This is a genomic window from Allosalinactinospora lopnorensis (genome assembly GCF_000981225.1).
Lineage (GTDB): Bacteria > Actinomycetota > Actinomycetes > Streptosporangiales > Streptosporangiaceae > Allosalinactinospora > Allosalinactinospora lopnorensis.
On record NZ_LAJC01000053.1, the window covers coordinates 1 to 24,828 of the forward strand.

Sequence of the window (24,828 nt, forward strand, 5' to 3'; positions counted from 1 at the left end):
CTGGCCTCGCGGGCCGCTAGCCGCGGGCGCGCGCGGGCGTGTCCCCGGCCGTGCGCCCACCGGGTCGGCGGTACTGGATCCACCACTCGGCGATGAGCAGATTGACCACCCAGCTCGTCCAGGAGGTGCTCCCGGCGATGGCGGCGATCATGCGCTCTCGTCGCCGCCGTACACCGTGTCCAGCCGGGGAAGTGCGATCAGCATGAAGAGCACCCCCCAGAACCGGTTGATCACGATGGACAGCGTCAGCGCGAAGCTGCGGATCATCCATTCGCGGTGCTCGGCGAACCGGCGCCTCCGGGCCATCCGGAACCCGGTGTAGGTGAAGCCCAGCCACAGCGCCGCCATCAGGTAGCTCGATGTCTGCGTGGCCATGCCGGAGGTGCTGAGGTAGTTGACAACGAAGGCGGTCGCGCCGGCGGGCAGCACCCCGGCGAAGACGTAGACCCGTCCGCTCGTGCGGTGGACGGCCGGGTGGTTCCTGCGCAGCCACGGCCAGACCTGCGCGCAGCAGGTCACCAGCGCGATCGAGCCGAAGACGACGTGGGCGACCAGCATGGGGAAGTGCAGGTCGGAGCCCTCGCGAAGCGGCAGCCGGGCCTGGGCGGGGTCGAGGGTCAGGTAGGGGGAGACGGAGAAGGCGATGAATACGGCGGCCAGCGGCGCCAGCGGGAGGATCCACGGCCGCCGCCACCAGCGGCGGGGCGCGCCCTCAGCGCGGGCGGGCCGCTCGTCCGCGGTGGGAGCGTGCCGGTCCGTTCCGGTCGCGGGGCCTGCCGCTGTGGTCCGCTGAACGGACAGGGAGGGTGGTCCCCCGGTGGGTGTGCTCATTTCTCTTCCCGATCGGTGGTGAGCGGTTCTGGGGCCCGTGGCGGGGCCGCGGTCTCTCGGTGGGGCGGTCCGCCGGAGGCGACGGCTCAGCGTCCGGAAGCGCGGACGGACAGCGGGTCCTGAGGGGGGCCGGAGCGCTGGGCGCGGCCGCCGGCGAGGACGGCCGGTTCGGTCAGGGCCGCGTGCCCCTTAAAAACTGTTTATTTCGCACACTGTATAGTGTAACTAATACACAGTTCTAGGATGGAAGTCAAACGGCAACGGACCGGCTGGTAGGACATGGCGACTGAGGACAACGAAGCGAACAGACCGCCGAGCAGCCTTGAACTGCTCTGGGGGGTGCGGGACCGCCCCCGGCGGGGTCCCAAGCCCAAGCTCACCGTGGCCGGCATCGTTCAGGCGGCTGTCGACCTCGCCGACGCCGAAGGGATCGATGCGCTGTCGATGCAGCGCATCGCCAAGGAGTTCGGGTACACGACCATGTCGCTGTACCGCTACGTACCGGGCAAGGAGCAGCTGCTGGACCTGATGTTCGACGCGGGGAGCGGGCCGGTCCCGCCCGTTGAGGAGGACGTGCGCGACTGGCGCGGCGAGATCGGATGGTGGGTCCGGGCGCAGCAGCGCATCTACCGGCGCCACCCGTGGATGCTGCGGGTCGCGATCGACCGACCGCCGGTGGGGCCCAACAACCTGGCGTGGATGGAGGCGGGGCTCAGAGCGACAGCGAAGTCCGGGCTCAGCCAGGTCGAGAGCATCGAACTGATCATGTTCGTCACCGGTGCCGTGCGGGAGCTGTCCCGGATCGAGGAGGACATGCGGCAGCGGCTGCGGAGCAGCGGAACCACCGCGCGCCAGATGGATCTGGACTACGCCGCCGCGTTGAAGAGGGTGGTCGACCCCGGCACCTACCCGACCCTGGCGGGCATGCTGGCCGACGGGGTGTTCGACTCCCCGGCGCCCCGGGAGCCCGGTGAGCCGGGCGAGCTCATGGAGACGGAACTGACGTTCGGGCTGCAGCGGCTCTTCGACGGGATCGAGAGCTACGTCCGGGCGCGTGCGTCCGGAGAGGAGCCGGAGCGGCGGTGACCACCGGAGGAGGCGAAATCCCGGACACGCCGCTACCCCCCGGCTCCCGAAAGGGCCGCCTCACCGCAGGACGACCAGGTGGTGGCGCACCAGCGCCTGGACCACCCGCGATGTCGTGGGCAGGTCGGTCCCCGAGAGCATGGCGAGCGTAGCCACGGTGGTCGCGCGCTCGTTGGCGATCGTGGCGAGGATCGGCTCGGCCACGGCCGGGAAACGGTAGCGCTTGCCCGACACCGTGACCGCGACGCTGTCTCCGTCGCAGTCCATCGGCGGAGTGAGGAGCGGTACGAACTCCACCCGGGTGTCGGCGGTGGGCTCGGAGTCGTCCACCGCCCAGGGCAGTGAGAACGACTGGCGGCGCGGGAACCGCGAGTCGCGCTCGGTCAGGAGTTCGTCGATGTCGTGCTGTTCGGCGAGGTCGGCGAGATGCCGGACCAGTTCGTGGTGGTGCTTGCGCCGCTCCTCGTGCGAGGCAAACCGCGGCAGGTCCTGGCGGAGGAGGCGGACGTCGTGCAGGCGGTCCAGCAGCGACCGCACCCAGTCGATGCCGGTGGCGCGGGTGAACCCGAACGTCAGGTGCATGCTGACGTCACCGGTGCCTTTGACCGTGTGCCACCAGCCCCGCGGCACGTGCAGCACCTGGCCGGGCCGCAGGACGCCCTCCCAGAGGACGCCGTCGGGCGGGGTGTGGCTGTGGTCGGCGTCGACCTTCATGGGGTAGGGCCTGCTTCCCTGGCCGTGCACCTGCCAGGCCTTGGTCCCGGCCACTTGGACGACGAAGGTGTCGTGGTCGTCCCAGTGGGTGTCGAAGCCGTGCGAGTCGCCCCAGATCAGGTACAGGTTGGCCTGGGCTCGTTCGCGGACCAGGCGCATCAGGTCGTCGGCGGCGTCGCGGACGGGCGGGTGCAGCCGGTCGATCCCGTCCAGCACCAGGCTGGCGCCGTCGCGCAGCTCCTGGTACAGCGCGTCCGGCCGGATGACGTTCCGGGCGGCGCGCGACGCCTCACCGGTCTCGGTGTAGCGCGCGGCGGGGACCGGGGCCCCTTGACGGTGCAGCCGCACCCGCGGCGGTTCCAGCGCGCTGGTCGCGAGGATGTCGCTGAGGTCGTCGAAGGTCAGCAGTGGGCGGACCGCCGCCTCGCCGAGGTCGGCGAAGACGACGTCCGCGGACAGGCGGGTACTGAGCAGGTCCTCACCGACGGCCGCTCGCAGCGCTTCGGTGAACAGGCGATCGGTCAAGGTAACCGCTCCTCCTCGGGTGCTGGTCGGGGCCGTCGCGGCCGGGCCGGCCGCCAGGACGGTGGTGCCCCGGCGGCCGGATCGGCGTAGGCTGGTCGGTCTCTCGGTTCTGTGTCTGCGGTGCCTAGATGAAGTCGGAGCTGGAGTCGGTACCGTCGCTGTCGCCGCCCGCGGTGATGTCCCGCGAGGTGACCTCTCCAAGGTCCTCGACCTCGACCTCAATCGGGTCCATTACACGTTCACCTCTCTTTCTGTTGGGGAGTGGGCCGTCCGCGCGGATCCTCGTCACCGCGGGGACAGCCCCGTTCGCGCGGCCGCGAACGCGTGGGCGTCGGCCGCGAGATCGATCGCCCGGCTCACGGCGCGCGGCCCGTGCCCGACGTCGTGCTCGTAGCGCAGCAGCGCCGGGGCCCCGGCCGCCTGCAGCGCGGCGCACATCTTGCGAGGGTGGGCGGCATCGGTGCGGGTGTCACCGTGGAAACCGGTGAGCAGGACCGCGGGATAGTGGTGGCCGTGCCCGTCGAGGGCGCGGTGGTACGGCGAATAGGACATCAGCGCGGCGAAGTCGCCGGGGTCGGCCGCGGTCCCGAACTCCCGGATCCACATCGCTCCCAGGCCGAGGCGCTCGAAGCGCGCCATGTCGGCCAGCGGGGCCGAGGCGATGACGGCCGAGCACAGGTCGGGGCGCAGCGTCGCCGCGGCGAGCACCAGCAGGCCGCCCGCCGACCCGCCGGAAAGGCACAACCGGCCACGGGTGCAGTATCCGTCGGCCACGAGCGCGTCACCCGCCGCGATGAGGTCCTGCACCGAGCGGATCTTGTTCCGGCGCGCCCCGCGCAGGTGCCACTCGCGTCCGGAGTCGCCGCCGCCGCGCACGTGCGCGACGGCGTAGCGGCCGCCGGCCAGCAGCCATGCCAGAACGGTCGCGCTGAAGCCGAACTGGCGGGGCCGGCCGAAACCGCCGTAGGCGTGCAGGATGGTGGGCGCGGGCTCCTCCCACGAGGCGGGGAGGCCGAGCAGGAGAACATCGTCACCGGAACCCGCGTGCCGTCGAGGGATCGGCACCGGATGGTCCGCCGGTGCACGCGGGGCGGCTCCGGGGTCGCGGCGGATTCCGGCCAGCGCCGTGGGAGCCGGTCGCCGGGGCGGTAGGTCAGAACGGTCTGCTGCGTGGCGACGTCGGCGTAGCAGAAGTGCGCGGAGCCGTCGGTGGCCCTCTCCAGCTGGGTCACCATGCCCTCGCCGGGGAGTTCGAGGCGCCGCGGCTTGCGGCCGTCGCGCGGGTCGTGCGCCGTCAGCTCGCTGATGCCGAGGCGGGTCCGGGACACGAGGAGTTCCACGGCCTCGCCGGCCTCGCAGACGGCGAAACCGTCCAGGGTGGCCCTGGGGTCTTCGGGGACGACCTCGCGCCAGTGGGCGGGATCGGGGTCGGCCGGATCGGCCGCGCAGATGCGGCGCCGCGGGGCACCGTGCGTCGTGCGCAGGTAGAGCAGGCCGTCGGGGCCGATGTCGGCCCGGGACTCGATCTCCTCTCCCACGTGCACGCCGACCAGCGCGGGCTCCTCCGCGCGGCCGTGCGCGGTATCGGCGATCCACAGGTCGTTGCGGTGGCCGGTGCCATGGCTCTCCGAGACCAGCAGCCACCGGTCGCGCAGCAGCCGCACGCCCGGCACGGTGCGCGGCCCGGCGCAGGCGTGCACCAGGATGTCGGGGCGGTCCGGCTCCGCGCCGACGCGGTGCAGCCACACCCCGCGGCGGCCGTCGCCGTCGTCGCGCCGCACATAGTAGAACGCGGCCGTTCCGGGATCGCCGAGCCAGGCCACGTGGGAGTAGCGCACACCCCGGATCGGTTCCTCGACCGGACGCCCGGTCTCGGTCGACAGCACACGCAGCGCGCCGCGTTCGGTGCCACCGCTGGAGGTCTGAACGGCGACGTGGCGGCCATCGGGGCTCGGCTCCCAGGCGTCCAGCGTTGTGCGGCCGCTGGGGTCGAAGGCGGCGGGGTCGAACAGCAGGCGTTCCGTCGTGCCGTGCCCGACGAGCAGCCGCGGGTGCTCGGCTCCGGCGTCGCGCCGTGTCGCGAAGACGAGATCGCCGCGCCGCACCGGGGGCGCCCAGAGGTCGGTGCTGACGAGCCGGCGGATCTGCGCGGCGAGCCGGTCGCGCAGCGGCCATGTCGCCACGGCTTCGGAGAACTCCCGCGCCCGTTCGTCGAGCCATCCGCGGGTCGCGGCGGATCCAGGGTCCTCCAGCCATCGGTAGGGGTCGGCCACCGCGCGGCCGTGCAGGGTCTCCACGACCGATACGGGGGCATCGCGCTCGCCGGGCCGGGCGAGGTCCTGGCGCGAGAAGGCCATGCTCACCCGCGGTCCGGGGTTCGGGGGACAGGAGCGGGCACGAAGCCAGGCGGATGGTTACGCACGATCACATCATCAAAGCGCACCGTCATCCCGGTCAAGCCATTCATCTCTTCCCGGCAGGGCCGTAAATATGGCGGAAGGGTGAGGTTTACAAAACGGCCCTCGGCATACGGCGTGCGCTGGTGGAACGCCGCGACGATGAGGGGCGCGACGCGGTCGCCCGACGGCCGGCCCCACCGCACTCGCCGCGGCCCCCGCGCGTGGCCGCCTTCGCGCTACCGGCCGAGCAGCAGGGGAGCGGCGTCGCGGGGGACGACAGTGAGAGGGCCGGGGGCCAGGACCGCCAGGGCCGCCCGGTAGTCCGGACCGGCGTCCAGGTCGGTCAGCCAGGCGTGTTCCGGGGGCTCCGGGGCGTTCCAAGCGTGCAGCTCGGCCGGCTCGTGCGGCCCGTTGACGCTGATCGAGCTCAGCCCGGCCGAGAGCCCGTCGCCGGTGGCCTTGAGCAGGGCCTCCTTGCGTGCCCAATAGCCGAAGAACCCGTTGACGTGCGCTTCGGGGGGCAGGCTTTCCAGCGCGGCACGCTCGGCCCCGGTGAGGGCGTACTCGATGATGCCCTCGATGTCGCGCTCCGCTGAGACGCGCTCCACGTCCGTCCCGACGGCGACGCCGCGGGTGAGCGCGAGCGCGACCCGGTCCCCGGAGTGGCTCAGGGAGATCTCCAGACCGTGCGCCGGCCCGTCCGGCCGGGGCTTGCCGTGCGGTTCACTCCGCCCGCCCGGCTTCCGCGCGCAGCCGCGGCAGTGCAGGCTGAAGGCGACCTCGTCGGGTGCGCACCCCGCTTCGCGCGCGCAGACCAGCCGGGCCAGCGCGTGCGCGACGGCGTAGCGGTTCCGGTCGGCTTCGAACCGGAAACGCGCGTGCCGTTCCCGTTCGCGCTCGTCGAGCAGGTCCAGCAGCGCGGGCGAGGCCCAGGCGGGGTCCGCCCACCACACGTCGCACACGGGCGTCCTCGGTCCAGGTGTCACACGAACATTCTCCCGGTTCCGGGCGCGCACCGGAAACGGCGGCGCCCCATTCGACGGCCCTCGTGCGCCCGGTCCGGGGGCGCACCCCGGCGGATGCGCCCGAGGCCGGCCGATGCGTGCCCGGCCACCGGGACGCGTTCCGTGTCGGTGTCAGCCGTCGCTCTCGGGGGCCGGTTCCTGCTCGGGGACGGTGTCCTGGTCCGGCTGCTCGTCCTCCTCGACACCGTGCTCCTCCTCACCGTCCGGATGCTCGTGCGGCTCCCCGTCCGGGTACACCGGCGACTCCCCGGGGACGCCGGGAGACTCAGAGGGGTAGGGACCCTGGCCCGGGTCGGTCTCCTCGGAGTCCTCCTTCTCGGCGACCTTGATGTGGCGGGACTTCCCGGTGTTGATGTCGGTGGCCACGAGTTCGGTGATCCGCTCCTCGCTCGGGGTGATCACGGCCGTCTCCGTGGGTGTGTAGCCCTCCCAGGACTCGCCCGTGTAGGTCTCCTCCCTTCGGGGGAGTCGGGCTCGGGCAGCTCGCCGGGATCGACCGGTTCATCGTTCGCCTGCGGTTCGGTCAGCGGGTTCCCGCACTGGCACCGCGCCCCCGGGGTGCCGTACTCGTCCACCAGGACCGCGCTTCCGGCCTCTAGCGTGGCCAGGAACGGCTCCCAGGAACCGTCGCCGTTGTAGCTGTGGTTGGTGACGAGGGTGTCGCCGCGCAGGAGTACCGGTGTCATCGCCCGGATCGTGGGCTCGACCTCCTCGGGGGAGATCCCGCGCGCCTCGCCCCAGGCGCGGCGCTTGTCCTCGTCCGCGTTGAGCTGGCCGACCAGGGCCTCCTTGTCGCAGTGGATATCGTCGTCGGCATCGCCGTAGAGGCCCTCCTCCCCGCCGTCGCGGGTCCCGGAGGGAGGCTCCGTGTCGGCCCCCTCGTCCCCGCCGCTCTCCTCCTCGGCGGGTTCCTCCGCGTTGGGGGCGTTCCGCTCGTCGGCGGGTGCCGTCTGCCCCAGGGGTGTGCCCGTGCCGACGGGCTCGGTGAAGGGGCCCGGTCCGGGCTCATCGATCGCCTGCAGCTCAACAGACAGCTCTTCGCCGCCCCCGCAGCCGCTCAGTACGATGGTCAACGCAAAAGCGGCGGTCGCCGCCAGAGATCTCCACACAAAAGGCTCCGTCTTTTGGTCGCGAAAAATGGTCTCCGGTGATGCAGAGTCGCGGAATGTCACCAGAGGAAGCTGGGGGCCAGCCATTAGACGGCGAGCGGGGCCGCTTTTCGGTGCTCGTTTCCGAGCCGCACGGAATCAGGTGCCGGTCAGACCTCGGTCCGGCCGTTCGCGCTGACCGGATTCCTGGGATGACTGGGATATGGGGTCCGAGGGGTCACTGACACCGAGTGGCACCCTCCAAGCCGTCCAGTGGGCCCAGGCCCCTCCACCTCATCTGGTGGCACCGGCCCCGATCGGTGGGTGCCCCGGTGCTTGGCCCGATTATGCCCTATCGGCGGCGTTTTCGTACCCCGGTGGGATGATCTCAGTGAGTTTTCTCATCGGAGAATGCCAGGACCAGCGGCTTTGGCGGTGGCGCCGGTCGCGGCGGTCGCATTGCGGTATGCCGCAGTCCCGCCCAGAGGCCGACCGGTACCGCCCTCGCGCGCCCGCGGACCGGCCACCGTGAACATATGGCCACGACCAAAAGGTGGATCCGGTCATAACTTCACGGTGGATGCGAGATCCCCGGTGAACCCGACGGTGGTGCCTGTGGGATGAGAGGGCTTGGACGTTCCAATCTCATTGGCGCATCGGCGGGGAAGGCGCGTGCGGCCGTGTCTTGCGGGCCCAGGCGATCATGCCCCGCTTGGTGACCGTCATTGGGGTGGCGAACTGCCGGGCGGCGGTTTCGGCGCGGTGCCGGGGAAGCCCGCGGCCGCAGAGGAACAGGCGAGCGCGCCGGTGTCGGGCAGGTGTACCAGCGGCGCGTTCCAGTGCCGCACGTCTACGTCGTCGAAGACGGGTTCGATCAGCTCGCGTCCGTTCTCAGCGTCGAAGCTGGTCGGGCGCCCCACCGGGGGAGTGCCGAGGCGAGTTCGGGGTCGTTGTAGCGGCTGGAGGTGCAGACCGCGAGCAGGCCGTCGGGGCGCAGTACCGGTGTGCCTCGCGGAGGGCGGGAACGGGATCGGCCAGGTGGTAGAGCATCCACAGCGCGGCCGCGCCGTCGAAGGTGTTGTCCGGGAAAGGGAGCTGGAGGGCGTCCGCGCGCACCGCGGGCCGGGGCGCCTGGGCGATGTGGCCGGCCCGGTCGACCACCACGGTCCGGATGCCGCGGCCGCCCAGCAGCCGGGCGAGCGTGCCGTTGCCGCCGCCGATGTCGACGACCAGGTGGCGGGCTTCGGCCGCGAACCGTTCCGCCACGTCAGGATGGACGTCGTTACGGGCCAGAAAACGCTCGGTCGCCCTCTGGTTCGCGGCGAAGCGGTCCGGGTCCTCGTCGTAGTCGCCGGCCAGGACGTGTCCGGGGCCCTCGTTCGCCAGCGGTTGTGGGCTCACGACATGGGTGTGCCCAGCACCTGGCCCGGCCCCAACCATTCCGCGAAGGCCAATGGCCATCCACCGGGACGGATATCCGTCCAGTCCGGGTCACCGGCGCTCAGCTCCGGATAGTCGACGGCCACGAGGCGGGGCGCCGCAGCAGGCGCGATTTCAGGAGGTGATTGGGCTCGTGGGCCACCGCATCAAGGCCGATACCCCATGTCCAGCGTGGGACGGACCTCCCAGCCGCTGTCCACCCGGTGGAGAGCCGGGCGCATATCTGCGTACCCAGGGTGTCCGGCACCGCGCCACGCCTCCGCCCACTCCCGGAGGATCCGCGGTGCCCGCTGGCCGCCGACGTGGACGGTGTCCGTCCTCGTGCCGCGGTCGAACAGCGCGGCGCCACGGGCGTCGGAGTAGCCCACGCGCCAACCTGAGCCGCCCAGACCCGCGACGCTTAGGCCGTCAGGGCAGGTAGCGTACAGATAGGCGACGAAGTCCTGCGCCTGTTCGCGCTCGGTGAGCGGCCCGCGTGGACTCGGGCGGGCATCCTGCAGCGATCTCAGCAGCGTTTCCGCCGCATGCTCGTCGTCGGCGGCCCACGCAGCGGCGAACCACCACGGCGTCCCCTCCGCGTCGCGGACGAGGGCGTCGACACCGCGCGGAGGGACGAGCCACTGGGTGAGCACCTCGTCGTGCATCTCCACGTACCCGCCGGAAGACAGCGATTCCCCGGAGAGCCGGCCGTCGGCGGTGATACGCGCCTTGACCACTGCGCTCGTCTTCACCAGGGGCGTGACCTGGACCGGAGTGATGAGAAGCGCTTCTGATGCGGCCTGCTCCACCCACGCTTGCGGGATGACATCGGGGGTGGCCCAGGCGACGACGCGGTCGAAGGGACCGCAGTCGGGTGCTCCTTTCCTGCCGTCGTCGGCGAGAAGCTCGATATTGCTCCGGGCCTGGCTGTGGTGCCGCTCCCGCGCACGGTCGACGAGATCGGGCATGACGTCCACGGACACCACGGTTCCTGCCTCGCCGACGAGTTCGGCGAGCAGAGCGCCGGAGTAGCCCGACCCCGTCCCGATCTCCAGTACGCGCATGCCTGACCGGACATCGAGCTCGTCCAGCGTCGAGGCGATGAGCCAACCGACGGTCGTCTGAGTGACGAGGGCGCCGTCAGGGTGCCGCGTGTAATGGTCCTCATCGACGGCGTCGAGGGCGCGTCGGACCGCTGGGCTGAATTCCACAGGGAGCCTTTCAGGGATCGATGTCAGGTACGAAGCAGGAGCAGGCAGGGGCGGTCGGCGGCGCGTGCGCCTCGCCCACCGGGTGTCCCTGCGCCTCGACCCAGGCGTGGGCGGCGTAGGGCATGAGGCGCGCGCCGATGCACCAGCCGAGGGAGCGGCGAAGCAGCAGCGCGGCGATCACGGCAGCGAGGGAGGTCTCCAGGCAGGCTGCCCGGCCTGGGAACCAGTGTGCGGCGGTGCGGCTGGCGGCCACGGCAGCGGCGGCCTCGTTCAGGGTGGCCGGTTTCGGGGCGCCCTGCCTCAGCTTGCCGACAATCGCCACGCTGTATTTGACAGGGAAGCGCAGCAGCAGGATCGCGATCGCGAACCCGAACAGGTCGGCCAACCGGTCGCGGTGGCGCAGACGGCGGTCCGGTGCCGCGGGAAGGGGCATGTGCGTACTCATCACTGTTCCTTCCCGCCCCTGAGCAGCCCGTGGTTGCGCAGAGCCTCGACCAGTCGACAGGTGTCGGCGGATAGCCGGCCCGGAGTGATGCCCAATTCCGGTGCGAGTTCGGCGGTGATCGCTTCGATATCGGTACCGGCCGTGATCCGGTTCCAGATCGCGGCAGTTGTGGGGTTGAGCCCGAAGAACCTTCCCGTGGCGAGGTTGAGCAGTACCGCACCGTCTTCGGTGGTCACGAAGTGGACGTTCGGGGCGGGGGCGACTGTCGTCATCGGTGCCCTTGTCTTTGATTTGCGGTTGTGACAGGGGAGGAGCGGTCGTCGAGGCGCCGTAACCACACCTCGGCGGAGAGGACCTCGCCGAGCCCGGCCATCGCCGCACGGCCTCCGCCGACCGCGGTATCCAGTTCGCGGAGTACGAGGTCAGGCCGGATGATGCCGAGGTCATCGAGTCGGGACTCGTGCAGTAGCGCGCGCAGGACCGCTGCGTTGCGGCGTGCTCCGTGGTACTCGCAGGCGCTGTAGTCGCCTTTGGTGCGGCGTGTGAACAGTTCATTCGGGAGCAAGCCCACCATGGCGGCACCCAGCAGAGGCTTCGCCCGGTCGGCCGATACCCGGTCGGCCGCGGGCAAGCTGAGGCAGGCGTCCAGCACCTGGTGGTCGAAGAATGGAGCGGACACCCGGACGTCAAGGTGCTCAGCGATCGCCATGAAGGATCGGGTTGCCGCCGCGTGCCAGCGGATCGTGCGCAGTGTGTGGGCATCGGCGCCGTCGGCAGCGGTGGCGCCTTCCGCCGTCTGCCGCAGCAGGCCTGCTGCGGCAGAGCGAGCACTGGGTGTCGCCCACGGGGCGGACTGGCTCAGAGCGGCCCAGGCGATGCTGTTCTCCATGGCCGGGGAGTAGCCCGCACGGTGCGGCCTGGGTAACCCTTCAAGCTGGGAGGCCAGCGCGGTAAGTGTGTCCGTGTAACTCGTCCGGGCCGTTGTCAGCGCCGCGCGTATGACGCGGTGTACCGGACGGTGCCGAAGTCTCGCCCACCCGGTGGTCTCCCGGACGAACTGTCGGGCGCGGGCCGGCCGTGCGAGGTCGGCCAGGTACGTCAACGGAGCGCCGAGCACCACGTCCCCGCCGTCGCCGACGAGGTGGAGGGTGGAGCCTTGGGCGGGCAGGAGGCGGGAACGGTCACGCGCGTAGATCACCGTGTCCAGGCTGGGGTGGTCGGTGAACGGGACCGCCATCATGTCGGTGAAGGGCAGGGTCGCTGCGTCGCCCTCGACGAGCACCTGTTCCAGGGCGGGCGCAACGGCAGCGATGCGGGAGGCATAATCCGTGTCGTCATCGTTGGCCGCGTAGGAATCGGTGTAGGTGAGGGCCGGGATCGGGGACGTCCGGCCGCGGGCGGCGAGCAGGGCGAGGGATGAAGAGTCCAGGCCGCCGCTGAGATCAGCGGTGACTGAGCGCACTCCGGCGACACGCTCGTCCACTCCGGTCAGCAAGGCGGAGTGCAGCGCGTCGCTTGCCGTGGCGAAGTCGGTCCGCTCCCAATGCCGGGAACGCTCCACGACGGAGGCATGACCGACCCGAGCGTGCAGCACCTGGTCGGGCGGCAGTTCGGTGAGACCGCTGAACAGAGACGCGCCACCGGAGCCTTCGATGACATCGGGACACAGCATTCGGGCGGCCAGTATCCCTGGGTTGATTCGGAGGCCGTCCGGCGAGGCCAGCGGGAGTGGGCTGGAGGCGTACTCGACCGTTCCCTCCCCGCAGCGGAACCAGATCCGGACGAGTCCCGCCATGTCCCCGGCGATGGCCGTCTCGGAGCCGTCTGTGACGACCACACCGTAGGCACCGGCAAGGCTCCCCATGCCCATGACTGCGCGGGGGAGGGTGGGCGCGCTGGCCAGATGTTCGAGTAGAGCGGTGTCGGGGGCGAGACACTCCCCGAAGAGAACCGCCCGGCGAGGGCCGAAGCTCAACTGCCGTACCTGCCTGGCGGGCCAGTGCCCGGACAGCCGCACGGAGCATTCGCCTGTCCAGAGTGCACGGCCGTGGAGGCTGGAGGACATAGCGGGGTTTCCGGCCTGTCCGAATATGAACCGCTGCTTCGCCATGGAGCGGCTCCCCTCGTCGCGTAGCCGGTGTGGACCCAACCCCGTGGGTCCACACCGGGCGGACGGTCAGTTGTAGCGGGCGACGTTCGTGTCGGCGGTGTCGTGCGCCGCCGAGCCGAGCGTCAACTCGCGGACGTCTCCCAGTTCGATCACCATCGGAGGCTCGTAGGTCTCGACCTGCATGTCACTTCCTCCTGAATCAGCGGCAGGGGATCTCCGTGCATTACGGAGACTATTCTCGAAAACTGACTAGTTCAAGGAATAGTTTGCTCGCCGGGCGGTCAGGTCACGGGGAGAGACGGGATCAGGTGTGTTCGCGGGCCAGCCGCGCCAGGAAGTTCCTGGCCTCGTCGTCGTAGACCGCGGCGTCGGCGAACAGCTCGAACAGCTGCTGGTGGAAGGCGATGTCGCGGGTGTCGGTGATGGACTGGCGGGTGGTGAACCCCTCGACCACGACCTCCCGCTCGTCGCGCAGGACGAAGGCGCTCTTGGGTACCTGGGGAACGGGCGTCTCCCACGGCAGCACGCCGACGCGGACATTGGCCAGTGTCGACAGGTTGGCGATCCGGTCCATCTGGGCGGCCATCGTCTGCGCATCACCCAGCTTCCAGCGGAGAGCGGCCTCGGTGATCACGAAGTGGAACCGGAGCTCGGTGTCGAACAGCGCGGACTGCCGGTTGAGCCGGCTGCGGACCGCCTCGGCCACGTCCACGCCCGACATGGACAGCGGCTGGCTGAACACGGCCCGAGCGTACTCGGCCGTCTGCAGCAGGCCCGGAACCATCGTGGGCTGGAACGTCCGGGTCAGTGTGGTCGCGCGCTCCTCGCGGGCGATCGCCTCTTGGACGCGGTGCAGGCCGCGCTTGCGCAGCATGCGCAGCGAGTCATAGCGCTCGTTCAGGTCGGCGGCCCTGGCCAAGAGCCTACGCTGTGTCGCGGGGGGTACGGCGAGGACCTTGAGTATGGCGTCGACATCGTCCGTGCCGGGGGTGACACGGCCGGTCTCGATCTTGGAGACCTTCGACTGGCTCCACCCGAGCCGCTCCGCCGCCGCGACCCCGGACATGCCGGAATCCACGCGGAGTCGGCGAATCTCCTCGGCCAGCTCCGCGCGGTCCCGCTCGAACGACTCCCGTGCTGCCATCAGTCCCGGTGGTAGTGCGGATGCGCCTTCCAGTACTCGCTGAAGGGTACGGCCTGAGCCATCGCGTGATCACGCTGGGCGCGGTAGTGAGCGAGGTCGGGGTCCTCCAGCAGCTCCCCGTGCCGGAACTCGCCGTCGTCCGTGTAGCGCATGAGTACGACGCGGGTGTCGTCGAACAGCCAGAAGTCCTCGTCGACCAGTTCGCTCGGACGCTCCCGCTCCGCGGTGTCGAGAATGAAGACGCGGTCCCCGGCCCGGGAATTGTAGAGGTAGCCCCACTCCATCTCGTAGCGCAGGTAGTCCGTGGGCGGCCCCTCGAACACGTGGACCCGCGAGTAGTCGATCCCGCGGCTGGTCTGCTCGGCCACCCGCTTCATGTACGCCGACGGCTCGCGTTCCTTCGGGCACGGTTCGCCCGCCAGGTACGAGCGTAGCCTGTCCGCCTCCGAGACGGGGTTGTAGACCGGCCGCGTCTCCAACCGGAACACACTGCGCTCCACGTCGCGGAACAGTCGGCCGAACTCCGCCGGCTCAAGAACCGGCATGGAGCCCCTTCAGCAGGTCAGCCGGGACCTCGACGGCGGACTCACCCGCGGGAAGCCCCAGCTCGTCGAGAACACCGGCATCGGTCACGGTGTACCCCTGCACCACCACCGTCCCCTGGTCTGTCGCGTACAACGTCGGGCAGGTGTCGTCCTCACACGTCCCGGCGATCTTCGTGAGCCTCACTGCGTCCTCCTCACCAAGAGGGTTAGTCTTGGTGGGCATATTCCCATAAATAATATACGTAGAAGAATATCCTGAACGGGAGGAAGACCTGTCGCCGCCGGGAGCGCGCCGGACGTGGAGGGCCATGGGCGGATTCCCGTGGTCCCGTTGATCATGGCCGTGCCGCCGGGGTGTCCGGGCGGATCTGGCGGCCGGACCAGTGTCGATGAGGAGGGCCGTCCGGCGCGAGACGGGGGAGCGGAGTGCTACAGCGCCTCGCGCTTGGCGGCGCGCACGAACGCCGCCCACTCCGACCGGCCGAAGGAGAGGAACCCGAGGTCACGCTGTGTGGAGTCCCGCACGGCGAAGCGGGTGGAACCGTCGAGGACGGGGCCGGCTTCCACGCAGCTCTTCCCTCCATCTGGGCTGCGGTTGCTGAGGTGCCAGCCGACCTCGACGCAGCTGGCACCGCCGTTAGGGCTGTGACTGCTCTTGCGCCAGGCGACCACCGAGGACGTGTCTGTGTACATCACAGTCTCTTCTCCAAAGCCGCGATAAGCGCTACTGATTCTTCGCAATCAAGACTAACGCTACGAAGCCGCCCCAACATGCCGTCGAGTTTGTCAGCCTGTTCTGCTTCCAGGTAGAGGCCCCCAGCCGGCCCCAACGTGTAGGCGATTTGGGGGAAGGGGTCTTCCATCTTGATCAGGCTGAAACCGCCATCCGGGCTCGCATGTTCTCCCGCCGAGTATGGAAGCACTCGGAGCTCAATGTGTGGATGCGTGGACTGATCCATGAGGTGCCGTAGTTGCGCCTTCATCACATCGCGTCCACCAACTAGCCGATGGAGGGCTGCCTCGTCCATGATCACCGACAGCTCCATCGGCTCGTCTCGTACGAGCACACGCTGCCTCGCTAGTCTCAGTTCCACGCCGCGCTCTACGAATGTCGCTGACTCATTCGGGTTGACGGCTCGAATCCAGGCTTCCGCATACTCGGGTGTCTGTAGGAGACCGTTCACTGGCATCGCGTCGTATGCACGGATGGTCTGTGCCCGACTCTCTACCCAGAGGTAGTCGAGGAACCAGCTTTCGGCCTGTTTGGAGTACTTTTCCCACCACCCTGTCTTGGTCTGCTCCTGGCCAAGCTGTAGCAGCGTGTTGCGCTGGTTCTCGCCTTCAAGGCCGTAGAGATCCATCAGTGCGAGCAACTCGGACTGATGGATCGGCTGGATACCGGCTTCAAACCGGCTGAGCGTGGTGAAGTCCCGCCTGATGTGTTCTCCTACCTCTTTCAGCGTCAGTTCGTTCTCCAGCCGGAGCTCCTTGAGAAGCTTCCCCAGCCACTGAGCCCTCAGGGTGACCTTCCGCTTCCTCGACATCGAAACTCCTTGCTGCCAAATTTGGTGAATAACTTGACAGAAGATTATCTAGGTCGCACGCTAGCAGCAAGTGACCCAGCTCTCATCGGGAGCGATCAACCAGAGAACGAGGGCGGCCTTCTGCGCCGCCCACACAGACCACCGCCCGGGGTGATCGTTGAGATTGGACCCCTCATCCACCCCGGGCGGTGCCTTGAGAAGAGGAGGACCATCGATGACCGACGTCTCAACCCTTCCCGCGCCGAGTATCCCCCAGGCGTGGGACTGCGTCGACACCTCCATCGACGCCGAGACCCCCGAACTGCTGTCGGAGGAGCAGTTCGACCGCTACACCGAGACCGTTACCGCCCCGCTCACCGCGGCCGGGCTGACCGTGCACGGCCTGAGCGAGCGCGAGCCCGGCCGTTGGAGATCTCCAACCCCGCAACCGGCTACACCGTCGAACTCGACCTGCGTGACGACCGCAGCGCCGAGTGGAGCCTCACCGTCGGCGGCGAGATCCCCGAAGGCACCCCCGCGCTAAACCTGGCCGCGACCATCGCCCGCCTGCTGCGCGCACCCACCTCCGCTGTGAACTGAAACCCGGCTACGCGGCGGCGGCCTTGGGCTCCGGCCCCGGGCCGCCGCCGCGAAAGCGGCCCAGGGCGCGCCCTGCAGTCGATGACGCGCCCCTCGAGTAGCTATCGGTTATCGGTTGCTGGGTAGGCGACGTCTCTCACCAGGCCTTTTATCGATCGAGACTTGAGACCAGGCTTGTGAAGAGAGCGTGCGTAAAAACTCCAGACTGCTTTTCCGGTCAAAGTGCAGCGGGAAGCGACGATGTAGGGCAACCTGGAGCTGTCCTCCCTAAGCGGTCCATGCAGGACTTCCCTTTTATCTGCTTGGAGACCGAAATGTCGCGAACTTCGCGTTCGGGTGCGCTGCGTGACCTCATCGAAGTCAAGCTCGCAGACTCCGACCTGGCCCCCGCTGCCCGAGAGATCGTGTTGAAGGCCTTTCCGGCCTCCTCCGCGAGGCCGTCCCAAACCGTACCTGAGCCGACATACTTGAAATCAGTTACAGTGTGCGGATTCCGTGGTATTGGTGCGGAGACACGACTGGATATCGCACCCGGCCCTGGCCTCACCGTGATCACTGGAGCAAATGGAACTGGGAAATCAAGTTTCGCTGAGGCTTTGGAGTTAGCGTTCACTGGGGAGAACGCCAGGTGGACTGAGGCCAAGAGAGCGAAGACGGTCCAGGATGACTGGCGCAACTTGCATTTCCCTAGTGAAAAACAACCGAAGATATCGGTAGAGTACATATCCGCCAGCGATGCAAAATCACGCTGCGTGCGCCGTTATTGGAATGGCGATGAGGTGAAGGATGCGGTCACTCTCGTTTCGGCTCCAGATGAGGACGATCATCGGTTGGAAGAAATCGATTGGGGGGTGGCGCTTACCCCTTACCGGCCGTTCCTTTCTTACTCGGAATTGGGAACAAGTGTGGCTGGCCGTCCCACAGATATGTACAAGTCCGTGGCCGCCGTGCTCGGTTTGCAGGGCATCATCGATGCGCAGCAGAATCTGTTGGCACAAGAGAAGGATTTGAAGCAGGTCGACACTGCGGCCAAGGAAGAACTCGCCGGACTGCGAACTGAACTGAGTGCTCTGGACGATTCTCGCGCCCGTGAAGTCGTGAAGGTGCTGAACGAGCGGTCTCCTTCGACCAGTCGGCTGCGCGCACTGCTGGAAACCCACCGCCTTCCGGAGGGGACCGATCACGCGCGGCTGCGTGCTTTGGCGAACTTGCACGGGCCAGACACTCAGCGAACAGCCACCGTGCTTGCGGACTTGCGATCAGCCGTAAAGGAATCGGCTACCGTGTCCGGGACATCGGCGGACACAGCCCTCAAGCGGTCCGATCTACTCGCGCGGGTAGTGGAACTCCATCGATCCATCCCCGAGGACCATGATTGTCCGGTGTGCGGTACTGGAGACCAACTCACCGACGCCTGGGTTATCGACTGTGAGCAGCAGATTAGGGAACTACGACGTGAGGGTGAGCACGTCAAGGAAGTCCAGCGTAAGGTCACCGAATCAGTTCAGGCGGCACACCGCCTCATCGAGGATCCTCCCGCATGGCTGCCCGAACAAGTCACTCCAGCATGGGAGGCGTGGCTGAACTGCCGTTCTCACCAGCAGCCCGAATCCCTCATCGAGGCGATCGAAGCGAGCGCCGCACCCCTACGCGACGCCTGCGATCCCATTCGGGCAGCGGCCGCGGCTGAACTCTCTGTGGCGAACGAACAGTGGTCAAACGCTACTTCGCGCGTGCGTACCTGGGTCTGCAAGGCTGAAAAAGCCACCAAATGCCGTCAGGAACTCAAGCAACTCCAAGAAGCCCGGGCTTGGCTCAAGGAGGTGCACAATGAGTTGCGCACGGATCGGCTGCGTCCCTTGGAGAAGGGTGTAAAGCGCAACTGGCAGAAGCTTTGCATGGACAGCAGCGTAGAACTTGCCGCGGTCGCGCTCACAGGGGAGGGAACCAGGCGAAAGCTGGCTCTGGACCTTGCTGTGGATGGCCGAGAGACTACCGCCTTGGGAGTGGTGAGCCAAGGGGAGCTCAACGCGCTGGCGCTGTCATTATTCCTGCCGCGTGCCACCACCGATGAGAGCCCGTTCAGGTTCATCGTGCTCGATGATCCGGTGCAGTCGATGGATCCAGTCAAGATAGTCAAATTGGCCCAGATTCTGGCCGAAGTCGCCGAAAACCGACAGGTCGTCGTCTTCACTCACGACCATCGGTTGGTGGACTCACTCCGTTTCCAGGGGCTTCCGGTAACCGAGGTTCGCGTGGAACGCGGCCGAGAGTCTGCAGTGCTCACGAAGAAGCGCAGCGCTCCAGCAACGCAGGCGGTGAATGAGGCGAAAGCTCTGATCAAGGACGCCAACGTCAGTTCTTATGTGGCCAAGACGGTTCTTCCCGGTGTATGCCGTTCGGCTTTGGAAGCCGCGTTCTATGATCTCGCGTACCAGGCCTTGAGTCGCAGAGGTAAGGAGTGGAAGTGGATCGAGGAGCAGACATCCAAAACGCGTGAGCTGAAACAATTGGCGGGACTCGCCCTCAGTGAGGAAGGCCGTCTCAGAGACGAAGATATCCCCCAGAGTATCCGAGAGGCGTTCGGAGAGGAGGCTTTGCAAATAATCGATGACTGCAACCACGGGTCACACGAGGCCGGAGCGCTTTCCGATCCAAAAACACTAGTGGGAAGAGTTGAGAAACTGGTCAACCAGATCGGGAAACATCAATGACAGAGCCAGAAAATTGGTCCCTCGCTGTGCTCGGACTCATAGACTGCGAAGTGGCTGAGAGCTCTGAAGCGCGCCGACGCGCGGTATTCTTCCTGATTCGGCTTGGCTTGGAGGAGGAAATGCGCGGCCTCTGGCGGCGTACCCGCCCTGAAGTCGTCAAATATCGGGCCCGCGTGCAGGCATTGTGCTTAGAGTACGAGGGCCACCATAGGATCGCGCGGCGCTGGTTCGCCGCTTGGTCCGCGATCAGTCCCGCCTGTCATTACCATCAGCGTCCGATCGTTCCGGGCTTGGCGGAACTATCGGCCTGGCATTCCGAGGCGGCCGAGATCATAGACGAGTTGTCCATGCTCACAGTGGATACCCGGTGACCAGTCAGGAGCAGGGACGAGCAGTGAGTCTCTGAGCGGGTTTTCACCGGCTTGTTCTGCTCCTGACCGTCAGAAGTCATGCTGGGTAGGGCGCAGCCACAGGGACCTCACCTGTGAACTATAAGTGCCTCAGCTAACTCGAAGACACGGCCGCTGGTTTGCGCGGCCCCAGACTCGTACTGTCTTGCCAAGCCACTGACTTCGGTCAGCGCACATCGCTTGACGAGGTACTCACCGCTTTCAGCCGCACTCGCGAGTCTCTTGCACGAACATCGAAATCCACGACACCACCCGTGTTCTTCACCGTGAAGATACGGACACGACAGAGAGGCGAATCCGGCCGTAACTTCACGGTGGATGCCGGCGCCCCGCCGCCCGCCGCCGGAGCGAACACCACCCCTGCTCACCGCGGCCGGAAAAGAACGGCGCCTGTGTTTGGATGGTGCCGTGGACAGCACGGAACGGCTCGACCTGATCGTGGGCCGGCTGCGCGAGGCCGGCGAGGTGAGCGTCGTCGGGCTCGCGGAGCTCACCGGCCACTCCGAGATGACCATCCGGCGCGACCTGGACCAGCTCGCCGCCAAGGGCGTGCTGCGCCGCGTGCGGGGCGGCGCGGTCAGCCTGGTCCCGCGCGGCCAGGAGCCGCCGTACGCCATCCGGGAGCGCCAGGCGGCCGAGGCCAAGAAGCGCATCGCCCGCGCCGTCGCCGGCCTGATCGGCGACGGGCAGGCGGTCGTCGTCGACGGCGGCACCACCGCGGCGGAGGCGGCGCGCGAACTGGCCGGCCGCCCGATAACCGCCATGCCCCTCGGTCTGCAGGCCGCGCAGGCGCTCAGCGGCGGCAGGGACACCACGGTGCTGATGGCCGGCGGCGAGGTCCGCCCCGGCGAGCTGGCGCTGGTCGGCCCCCTGACCGAGGCCTCCCTGAACGCGCTGCGTTTCGACACCGCCGTCCTGGGCTGCTGCGGGCTCTCGGTGAACGAGGGCATCACCGCCCACGACCTGCCCGAGGTCGCCGTCAAACGCTGCGCCATGCGGTCGGCGCAGCGCACCGTCATGGCCGTCGACTCCACCAAGCTCGGCCGCGTGACGATGGGCTACGTCGCGCCCGTGGGCGACATCGACACCCTCGTCACCGACACCGACGCCCCGGAGGACCTCGTGGCCGAGATCGACGCACACGGGGTGTCGGTCGTCCGCGCCTGAGAACCGAGCGGGGCGAAAACCGGAAACGCAAATCCACCGATTGGCGTTATGGATGTGTGACCCGTAGCGGTACGGGGCATGCGTCAAGTGACCAACCCGGTGCGGGGCTTTCCGGCACTGCCGCCGGGCGGCGCCGTTCAGCCTTGTCCCCTCAGGGAGGCCATGTGTCCCTCTTGGTGATGTTCGGTATCGGCTCCCTCATCGTGCTCGGTGCGCTCGTCGCACTCTTCATCGCGGCCGTCGTCTCGGGGGCGGGGGCGCCGCCCGAGGAGGACATGGACGACAAGGTCGACGACGACGCGATCGACGCCTCCTTCCACACGCACGGAGTGCATTTCTGCTGACCGCCGTGCCCGTATCATCGGAGGTCCCGGGGCATAGAGGGGACATAACCCGATGACAGAGGAGACCAGGCCCGCGTTCGCCGCCGAACGCAGGGAGCGGATCCTGGAGTTGGTGCGGGCGAACGGGGCCATGGCGCTGCGCGACATCGCCTCCCAGGTGCGGGCATCGGAGGTCACCGTACGCCGCGATGTGCGGGCGCTGGAGACTGATGGGCTGCTCGACCGGCGCCGCGGCGGAGCGGCCCTGCCCGGCAGACTCGGCCACGAGGAGAGCTACACCCAGAAGAGCGGCCAGGCGGCGCCGGAGAAGATGGCCATCGCCGCGGCGGCCGCCAAGCTGGTCCGGAACGACGACGCCATCGTGCTCGGCCCGGGAAGCAGCACGGAGGCGCTGGCGCGGGAGCTCACCGGGCGGCAGAACCTCACCGTGGTGACCAACTCGCTCCCGGTGGCGGAGACGCTCGCGGGCGCGCCCGGCGTCGAGGTGGTGATGACCGGCGGGACGCTGCGCGGCTCCATCCGGGCGCTGGTCGGTACCGCCGCCGAGCAGTCCCTGGCCGGGCTGCGGGTGCACCAGGCGTTCGTGTCCGGGAACGGCATCACCGCCGAGCGCGGACTGAGCACACCCAACCCGACCGTGGCCAGTGTGGACCGCGCGCTGGTCGGCTGCGCCGAAGAGGTGATCGTTCTCGCCGACCACACGAAGGTCGGCGCCGACACCCTGGTGCAGACGGTGCAGCCCGAACACATCGCGCACCTGATCACCGACAACCACGCCGACCCCGAAGTGCTGATGACGCTGGAGGACATGGGGACCCTGGTGCACGTCGCCGTCCTGGAGGTCGACCGCGGCGAGTGACGGCACCGCGAACGGGGCCGCGATCGGACGAGGGGCCGGACACCCCTACGGCGGGCGGCGGCCCTACGATACGGGCTACGCCCGGCCCGCCGGACCCACCTCAGCTCAACGACCGATGGCTGGAGACCGCCTCATGCCCACCCCGGTGAAACTGCCCGACCCGTGGTCGCGGTCGAAGGTGAGCGTCGTCGTCCCGACGTTCAACGAAGCGGAGAACCTGCCGGTCCTCGTCGAGCGGCTGCTCGCGCTGCCGCTGCCCCGGCTGCGCGTGGTCGTCGTGGACGACAACTCGCCGGACGGCACCGGGGAGATCGCCGACAAGCTGGCCGTCGAACACAGGGACGCGAACGGGGAGCGCGTCACCGTGGTGCACCGCCAGGCCAAGGACGGCCTCGGCCGCGCCTACGTCGCGGGCATGACGCGGGCACTGGACGACGGCGCCGACTTCGTCGCCCAGATGGACGCCGACCTGAGCCACCCGCCGGGCTACCTGCCTCAGATGCTGGGGACCATGCTCTCCACCGGCGCCGGCGTCGTCATCGGCAGCCGCTACGTGCCCGGCGGGAGTCTCTCCGAGTACTGGAACCTGCGCCGCCGGCTGCTCAGTGGGTGGGCCAACGCCTACGTGAAGGCCATCCTCGCGATGCCGGTCCGCGACGTCACCGCCGGCTTCAAGCTCTGGCGCCGGGAGGCCCTGCAGGCGCTGGACCTGCCGAGCGTTCATAGCAGCGGCTACAGCTTCCAGGTGGAGACGCACTTCCGCGCCTACCGCCGCGGCCAGAAGATCGTGGAGATCCCCATCCACTTCGAGGACCGCAGGGAAGGCGCGAGCAAGATGGACCTCGCCGTCCAGCTGGAGTCGGCGCTGCGCCCGTTCCAGCTGCGCAGGCACGAGCGCGGCGCACGGCGCCGGCGGTCGTGAGGCCGCGCCCCGCCCGCTCATGACGCTGGCGCGCGGTCGCGCAGTACGGTATCGGCGATGCGCTGCGCCAGCTCCTCGGCCTGGACGCGGATCTGCGGGATACCGTCCGCCCGGTGGTCCCGGCGCACGGGCCCCAGGGCGAAGAGCCTGCGGCTCGCCTCGCCCGAGCCGGTGATCAGGGCGCCCTTGGGGCAGGTGACCAGCTCCGTCCCGGCGTCACCGGCCGCGATCCCGGTGATCCGGGGCGGCGCGTGGGCCGCCGGATCGCCCGTCGCCACGACGACGGCCGCCACGGGAAGCCGTTCCCCCTGCGCGAGCCGCACTTCGGCCAGTCCGTTGTCCGCCGACGCGCCGACCACCCGGGCGGTGCGGCGCTGCAGAGTCGCGTGCGGCCGCGCCCAGGAGACGGTCTCCGCGAGGGTCTCGGCGAGGTAGTCGCCGTAGACCCGGAGCGAGAGGTGGGTATCGGGATCGCAGGGCAGTCCCCGCCATCGGGCCCATTCCAGCAGGTGGCACGGCCGGTCGGGGAACGCCGACATGCCTTTGACCGAGGTCCGGAGCAGCTGCCGGTCGTCGCTCGCCGCGTAGGCGGGCCCCCGGGCGTGCCGACCGTACTCGTCGAATACCAGCATGCGGTAGCTCAGGCGCAGCCAGGTCGTCGTGCGCAGCAGGGCGACGGCAGCGAGTGTCGCACTCGCGCCGCCGCCCGCGAAGGCGATGACCGGATCAGCGGACGCCGCCTGATGTTCCATGGACACACTCTAGGCCCGCGGGCCTGACATCGCAGCTCTTCACCGCCCCCGTCCGGGACGGCGCGGGGAACGGGACGGCGGCCCGTCTCCGCGGACCGGCGGGGCCGCGCCCAGGGTGCGGGTGCTCCTCCCGCCCCTCCGCATGTCGCGCGAAGTCATAAGGTGAGAGAATCCCGGCGATGGCCGGGAGCGAAGGAGCACCTTGGGCCGTCCCGAGGTTCACCCGTAGAAAGGCTGTTGCCGTGGCCGTGCGCGCCCGCGGCGGCCGGGGCCGGGGCATACCGCCCGAGCCCGCCGCCGATTCCACCGCTCCCGGAGTCTCCGACGAGGCCGTGGACGCCGCTTCCGTGCCCGATGAGCGGCCGGCGCCCGGGGCGAACGAGGAGTCCGTGCCCCGGCGGCTGCTCGCCGTGGCCACCCGGTTGTTCGCGGACAAGGGCTTCGACCGCACCTCGGTCCAGGAGATCGTGGACGCCGCCGAAGTCACCAAGGGGGCGATGTACCACTACTTCGACTCCAAGGACGATCTGCTCGCCGAGGTCTACGCGCGGGTCCTGCGCATGCAGCTGACCCGGCTGGAGGAGATCGCCGCCGAGGGAGGCCCGGTCGCCGACCGGGTGCGCCGCGCCGCGGCCGACGTCGTGGTCACCACGATCGCCAACCTGGACGACGCCACCATCTTCTTCCGGTCGCTGCACCAGCTCAGCGCCGCGAAGCAGCGCGAGGTGCGCATCGAGCGCCGCCGTTATCATGAGCTCTTCCGCTCGCTGATCACCGAGGGGCAGCAGGAGGGCGTCTTCGCCGACCGGGTGCCCGCCGATCTCGTGGTCGACTTCTACTTCGGATCGGTGCACCATCTCAGCACCTGGTACCGGCCCGGCGGGCGGCTCTCACCCGCCGAGATCGGCGACCACTACGCCAGGCTCCTCCTGGACGCGCTGCGCCCGGACGGTCCGGACGCCTGAGCCGGACCGCCGGGGCCGGCACCGGCCGCC

General features: G+C 68.8%; 26 protein-coding genes and 1 pseudogene. 8 read left to right on the top strand and 19 right to left on the bottom strand.

Translation table 11 applies throughout. The features are described 5' to 3' along the window. Positions 1-16 precede the first annotated feature (16 nt). On the bottom strand, positions 17-151 hold the full coding sequence (locus VS93_RS32605; protein WP_269082871.1) for a hypothetical protein: 135 nt from the start codon (positions 149-151) through the stop codon (positions 17-19). Further along, positions 148-831 (bottom strand): DUF2306 domain-containing protein, encoded by a 684-nt coding sequence (locus VS93_RS18225; RefSeq protein ID WP_236700604.1) that lies wholly within the window; start codon positions 829-831, stop codon positions 148-150. Before VS93_RS18225 ends, VS93_RS32605 begins: the two co-directional genes overlap by 4 nt. A 279-nt stretch (positions 832-1,110) precedes the next feature. Between VS93_RS18225 and VS93_RS18230 the strand changes: the two genes are divergently transcribed. After that, positions 1,111-1,917 carry a TetR/AcrR family transcriptional regulator gene (locus tag VS93_RS18230; protein ID WP_046471117.1) on the top strand — a complete coding sequence of 269 codons (807 nt, stop codon included), beginning with the start codon at positions 1,111-1,113 and terminating at the stop codon, positions 1,915-1,917. Between the two features lie 60 nt (positions 1,918-1,977). On the opposite strand, the gene VS93_RS18235 is transcribed toward VS93_RS18230, so the two are convergent. The 16 genes and pseudogenes from VS93_RS18235 to VS93_RS18310 all read right to left on the bottom strand — a co-directional run bounded on the left by VS93_RS18235 (position 1,978) and on the right by VS93_RS18310 (position 16,086). After that, positions 1,978-3,156, bottom strand: coding sequence for a JmjC domain-containing protein (locus tag VS93_RS18235; protein ID WP_046471118.1), 1,179 nt, complete (start codon positions 3,154-3,156; stop codon positions 1,978-1,980). Positions 3,157-3,441: 285 nt separating this feature from the next. Continuing rightward, positions 3,442-5,513: pseudogene (locus VS93_RS18240) on the bottom strand (prolyl oligopeptidase family serine peptidase). A gap of 278 nt (positions 5,514-5,791) precedes the next feature. Next, complete coding sequence (locus VS93_RS18245) at positions 5,792-6,517, bottom strand: 4'-phosphopantetheinyl transferase superfamily protein (protein WP_046471119.1); 726 nt, start codon at positions 6,515-6,517, stop codon at positions 5,792-5,794. A gap of 174 nt (positions 6,518-6,691) precedes the next feature. Beyond that, the gene (locus tag VS93_RS18250; protein ID WP_046471120.1) at positions 6,692-6,982 is read right to left on the bottom strand and encodes a hypothetical protein; all 291 of its coding nucleotides are present in this window, start codon (positions 6,980-6,982) and stop codon (positions 6,692-6,694) included. Beyond that, positions 6,979-7,689, bottom strand: a complete 711-nt coding sequence (locus VS93_RS29310) for a DUF6777 domain-containing protein (RefSeq protein WP_156184906.1) — start codon at positions 7,687-7,689, stop codon at positions 6,979-6,981. Before VS93_RS29310 ends, VS93_RS18250 begins: the two co-directional genes overlap by 4 nt. Positions 7,690-8,559: 870 nt before the next feature. Further along, the gene (locus VS93_RS27145; protein ID WP_052745842.1) at positions 8,560-9,069 is read right to left on the bottom strand and encodes a class I SAM-dependent methyltransferase; all 510 of its coding nucleotides are present in this window, start codon (positions 9,067-9,069) and stop codon (positions 8,560-8,562) included. 185 nt (positions 9,070-9,254) lie between these two features. Continuing rightward, positions 9,255-10,298 carry a methyltransferase domain-containing protein gene (locus tag VS93_RS18270; protein ID WP_046471121.1) on the bottom strand — a complete coding sequence of 348 codons (1,044 nt, stop codon included), beginning with the start codon at positions 10,296-10,298 and terminating at the stop codon, positions 9,255-9,257. Positions 10,299-10,308: 10 nt separating this feature from the next. Further along, the gene (locus tag VS93_RS18275; RefSeq protein WP_236700605.1) at positions 10,309-10,743 is read right to left on the bottom strand and encodes a lasso peptide biosynthesis B2 protein; all 435 of its coding nucleotides are present in this window, start codon (positions 10,741-10,743) and stop codon (positions 10,309-10,311) included. Then, a complete protein-coding gene (locus VS93_RS18280) occupies positions 10,743-11,015 on the bottom strand; it encodes a PqqD family protein (protein WP_046471122.1) in 273 nt (90 codons plus the stop codon). The genes VS93_RS18275 and VS93_RS18280 overlap by 1 nt, the downstream gene beginning before the upstream one ends. Continuing rightward, positions 11,012-12,853, bottom strand: a complete 1,842-nt coding sequence (locus VS93_RS18285) for an albusnodin/ikarugamycin family macrolactam cyclase (RefSeq protein WP_052745843.1) — start codon at positions 12,851-12,853, stop codon at positions 11,012-11,014. The genes VS93_RS18280 and VS93_RS18285 overlap by 4 nt, the downstream gene beginning before the upstream one ends. Positions 12,854-12,919: 66 nt before the next feature. Continuing rightward, positions 12,920-13,036, bottom strand: a complete 117-nt coding sequence (locus VS93_RS29315; RefSeq protein WP_156184908.1) for a lasso RiPP family leader peptide-containing protein — start codon at positions 13,034-13,036, stop codon at positions 12,920-12,922. A 121-nt stretch (positions 13,037-13,157) separates the two neighbouring features. Beyond that, entirely contained in the window at positions 13,158-13,997 is an 840-nt protein-coding gene (locus VS93_RS18290) for a helix-turn-helix domain-containing protein (RefSeq protein WP_046471123.1), read from the bottom strand. Then, a complete protein-coding gene (locus VS93_RS18295) occupies positions 13,997-14,542 on the bottom strand; it encodes a DUF6879 family protein (RefSeq protein WP_046471124.1) in 546 nt (181 codons plus the stop codon). The genes VS93_RS18290 and VS93_RS18295 overlap by 1 nt, the downstream gene beginning before the upstream one ends. Further along, the gene (locus VS93_RS18300; protein ID WP_046471125.1) at positions 14,529-14,726 is read right to left on the bottom strand and encodes a hypothetical protein; all 198 of its coding nucleotides are present in this window, start codon (positions 14,724-14,726) and stop codon (positions 14,529-14,531) included. The genes VS93_RS18295 and VS93_RS18300 overlap by 14 nt, the downstream gene beginning before the upstream one ends. 245 nt (positions 14,727-14,971) lie before the next feature. Further along, a complete protein-coding gene (locus VS93_RS18305; protein WP_082126994.1) occupies positions 14,972-15,235 on the bottom strand; it encodes a DUF397 domain-containing protein in 264 nt (87 codons plus the stop codon). Continuing rightward, positions 15,235-16,086: a helix-turn-helix domain-containing protein gene (locus VS93_RS18310; protein WP_046471126.1), complete on the bottom strand. Its 852-nt coding sequence runs from the start codon at positions 16,084-16,086 to the stop codon at positions 15,235-15,237. The genes VS93_RS18305 and VS93_RS18310 overlap by 1 nt, the downstream gene beginning before the upstream one ends. A gap of 214 nt (positions 16,087-16,300) precedes the next feature. On the opposite strand from VS93_RS18310, the gene VS93_RS29320 reads away from it, so the two are divergent. The 6 genes from VS93_RS29320 to VS93_RS18340 all read left to right on the top strand — a co-directional run bounded on the left by VS93_RS29320 (position 16,301) and on the right by VS93_RS18340 (position 23,081). After that, a complete protein-coding gene (locus VS93_RS29320; protein WP_156184909.1) occupies positions 16,301-16,609 on the top strand; it encodes a hypothetical protein in 309 nt (102 codons plus the stop codon). A 334-nt stretch (positions 16,610-16,943) separates the two neighbouring features. Continuing rightward, entirely contained in the window at positions 16,944-19,379 is a 2,436-nt protein-coding gene (locus tag VS93_RS28350) for an ATP-binding protein (protein WP_082126995.1), read from the top strand. An 818-nt stretch (positions 19,380-20,197) separates the two neighbouring features. Continuing rightward, positions 20,198-20,956, top strand: coding sequence for a DeoR/GlpR family DNA-binding transcription regulator (locus tag VS93_RS18325; RefSeq protein WP_046471128.1), 759 nt, complete (start codon positions 20,198-20,200; stop codon positions 20,954-20,956). Positions 20,957-21,120: 164 nt separating this feature from the next. Beyond that, positions 21,121-21,300, top strand: a complete 180-nt coding sequence (locus tag VS93_RS18330; RefSeq protein WP_046471129.1) for a hypothetical protein — start codon at positions 21,121-21,123, stop codon at positions 21,298-21,300. Between the two features lie 52 nt (positions 21,301-21,352). Further along, positions 21,353-22,159 (top strand): DeoR/GlpR family DNA-binding transcription regulator, encoded by an 807-nt coding sequence (locus VS93_RS18335; protein WP_046471130.1) that lies wholly within the window; start codon positions 21,353-21,355, stop codon positions 22,157-22,159. A 133-nt stretch (positions 22,160-22,292) separates the two neighbouring features. Continuing rightward, positions 22,293-23,081 carry a polyprenol monophosphomannose synthase gene (locus tag VS93_RS18340; RefSeq protein WP_046471131.1) on the top strand — a complete coding sequence of 263 codons (789 nt, stop codon included), beginning with the start codon at positions 22,293-22,295 and terminating at the stop codon, positions 23,079-23,081. 17 nt (positions 23,082-23,098) lie between these two features. Here VS93_RS18340 and VS93_RS18345 read toward each other — a convergent pair whose 3' ends face one another. Beyond that, entirely contained in the window at positions 23,099-23,833 is a 735-nt protein-coding gene (locus tag VS93_RS18345; protein ID WP_046471132.1) for an FAD/NAD(P)-binding protein, read from the bottom strand. Between the two features lie 242 nt (positions 23,834-24,075). On the opposite strand from VS93_RS18345, the gene VS93_RS18350 reads away from it, so the two are divergent. Further along, entirely contained in the window at positions 24,076-24,798 is a 723-nt protein-coding gene (locus tag VS93_RS18350) for a TetR/AcrR family transcriptional regulator (RefSeq protein WP_082126996.1), read from the top strand. The last annotated feature ends 30 nt before the right edge of the window (positions 24,799-24,828 follow it).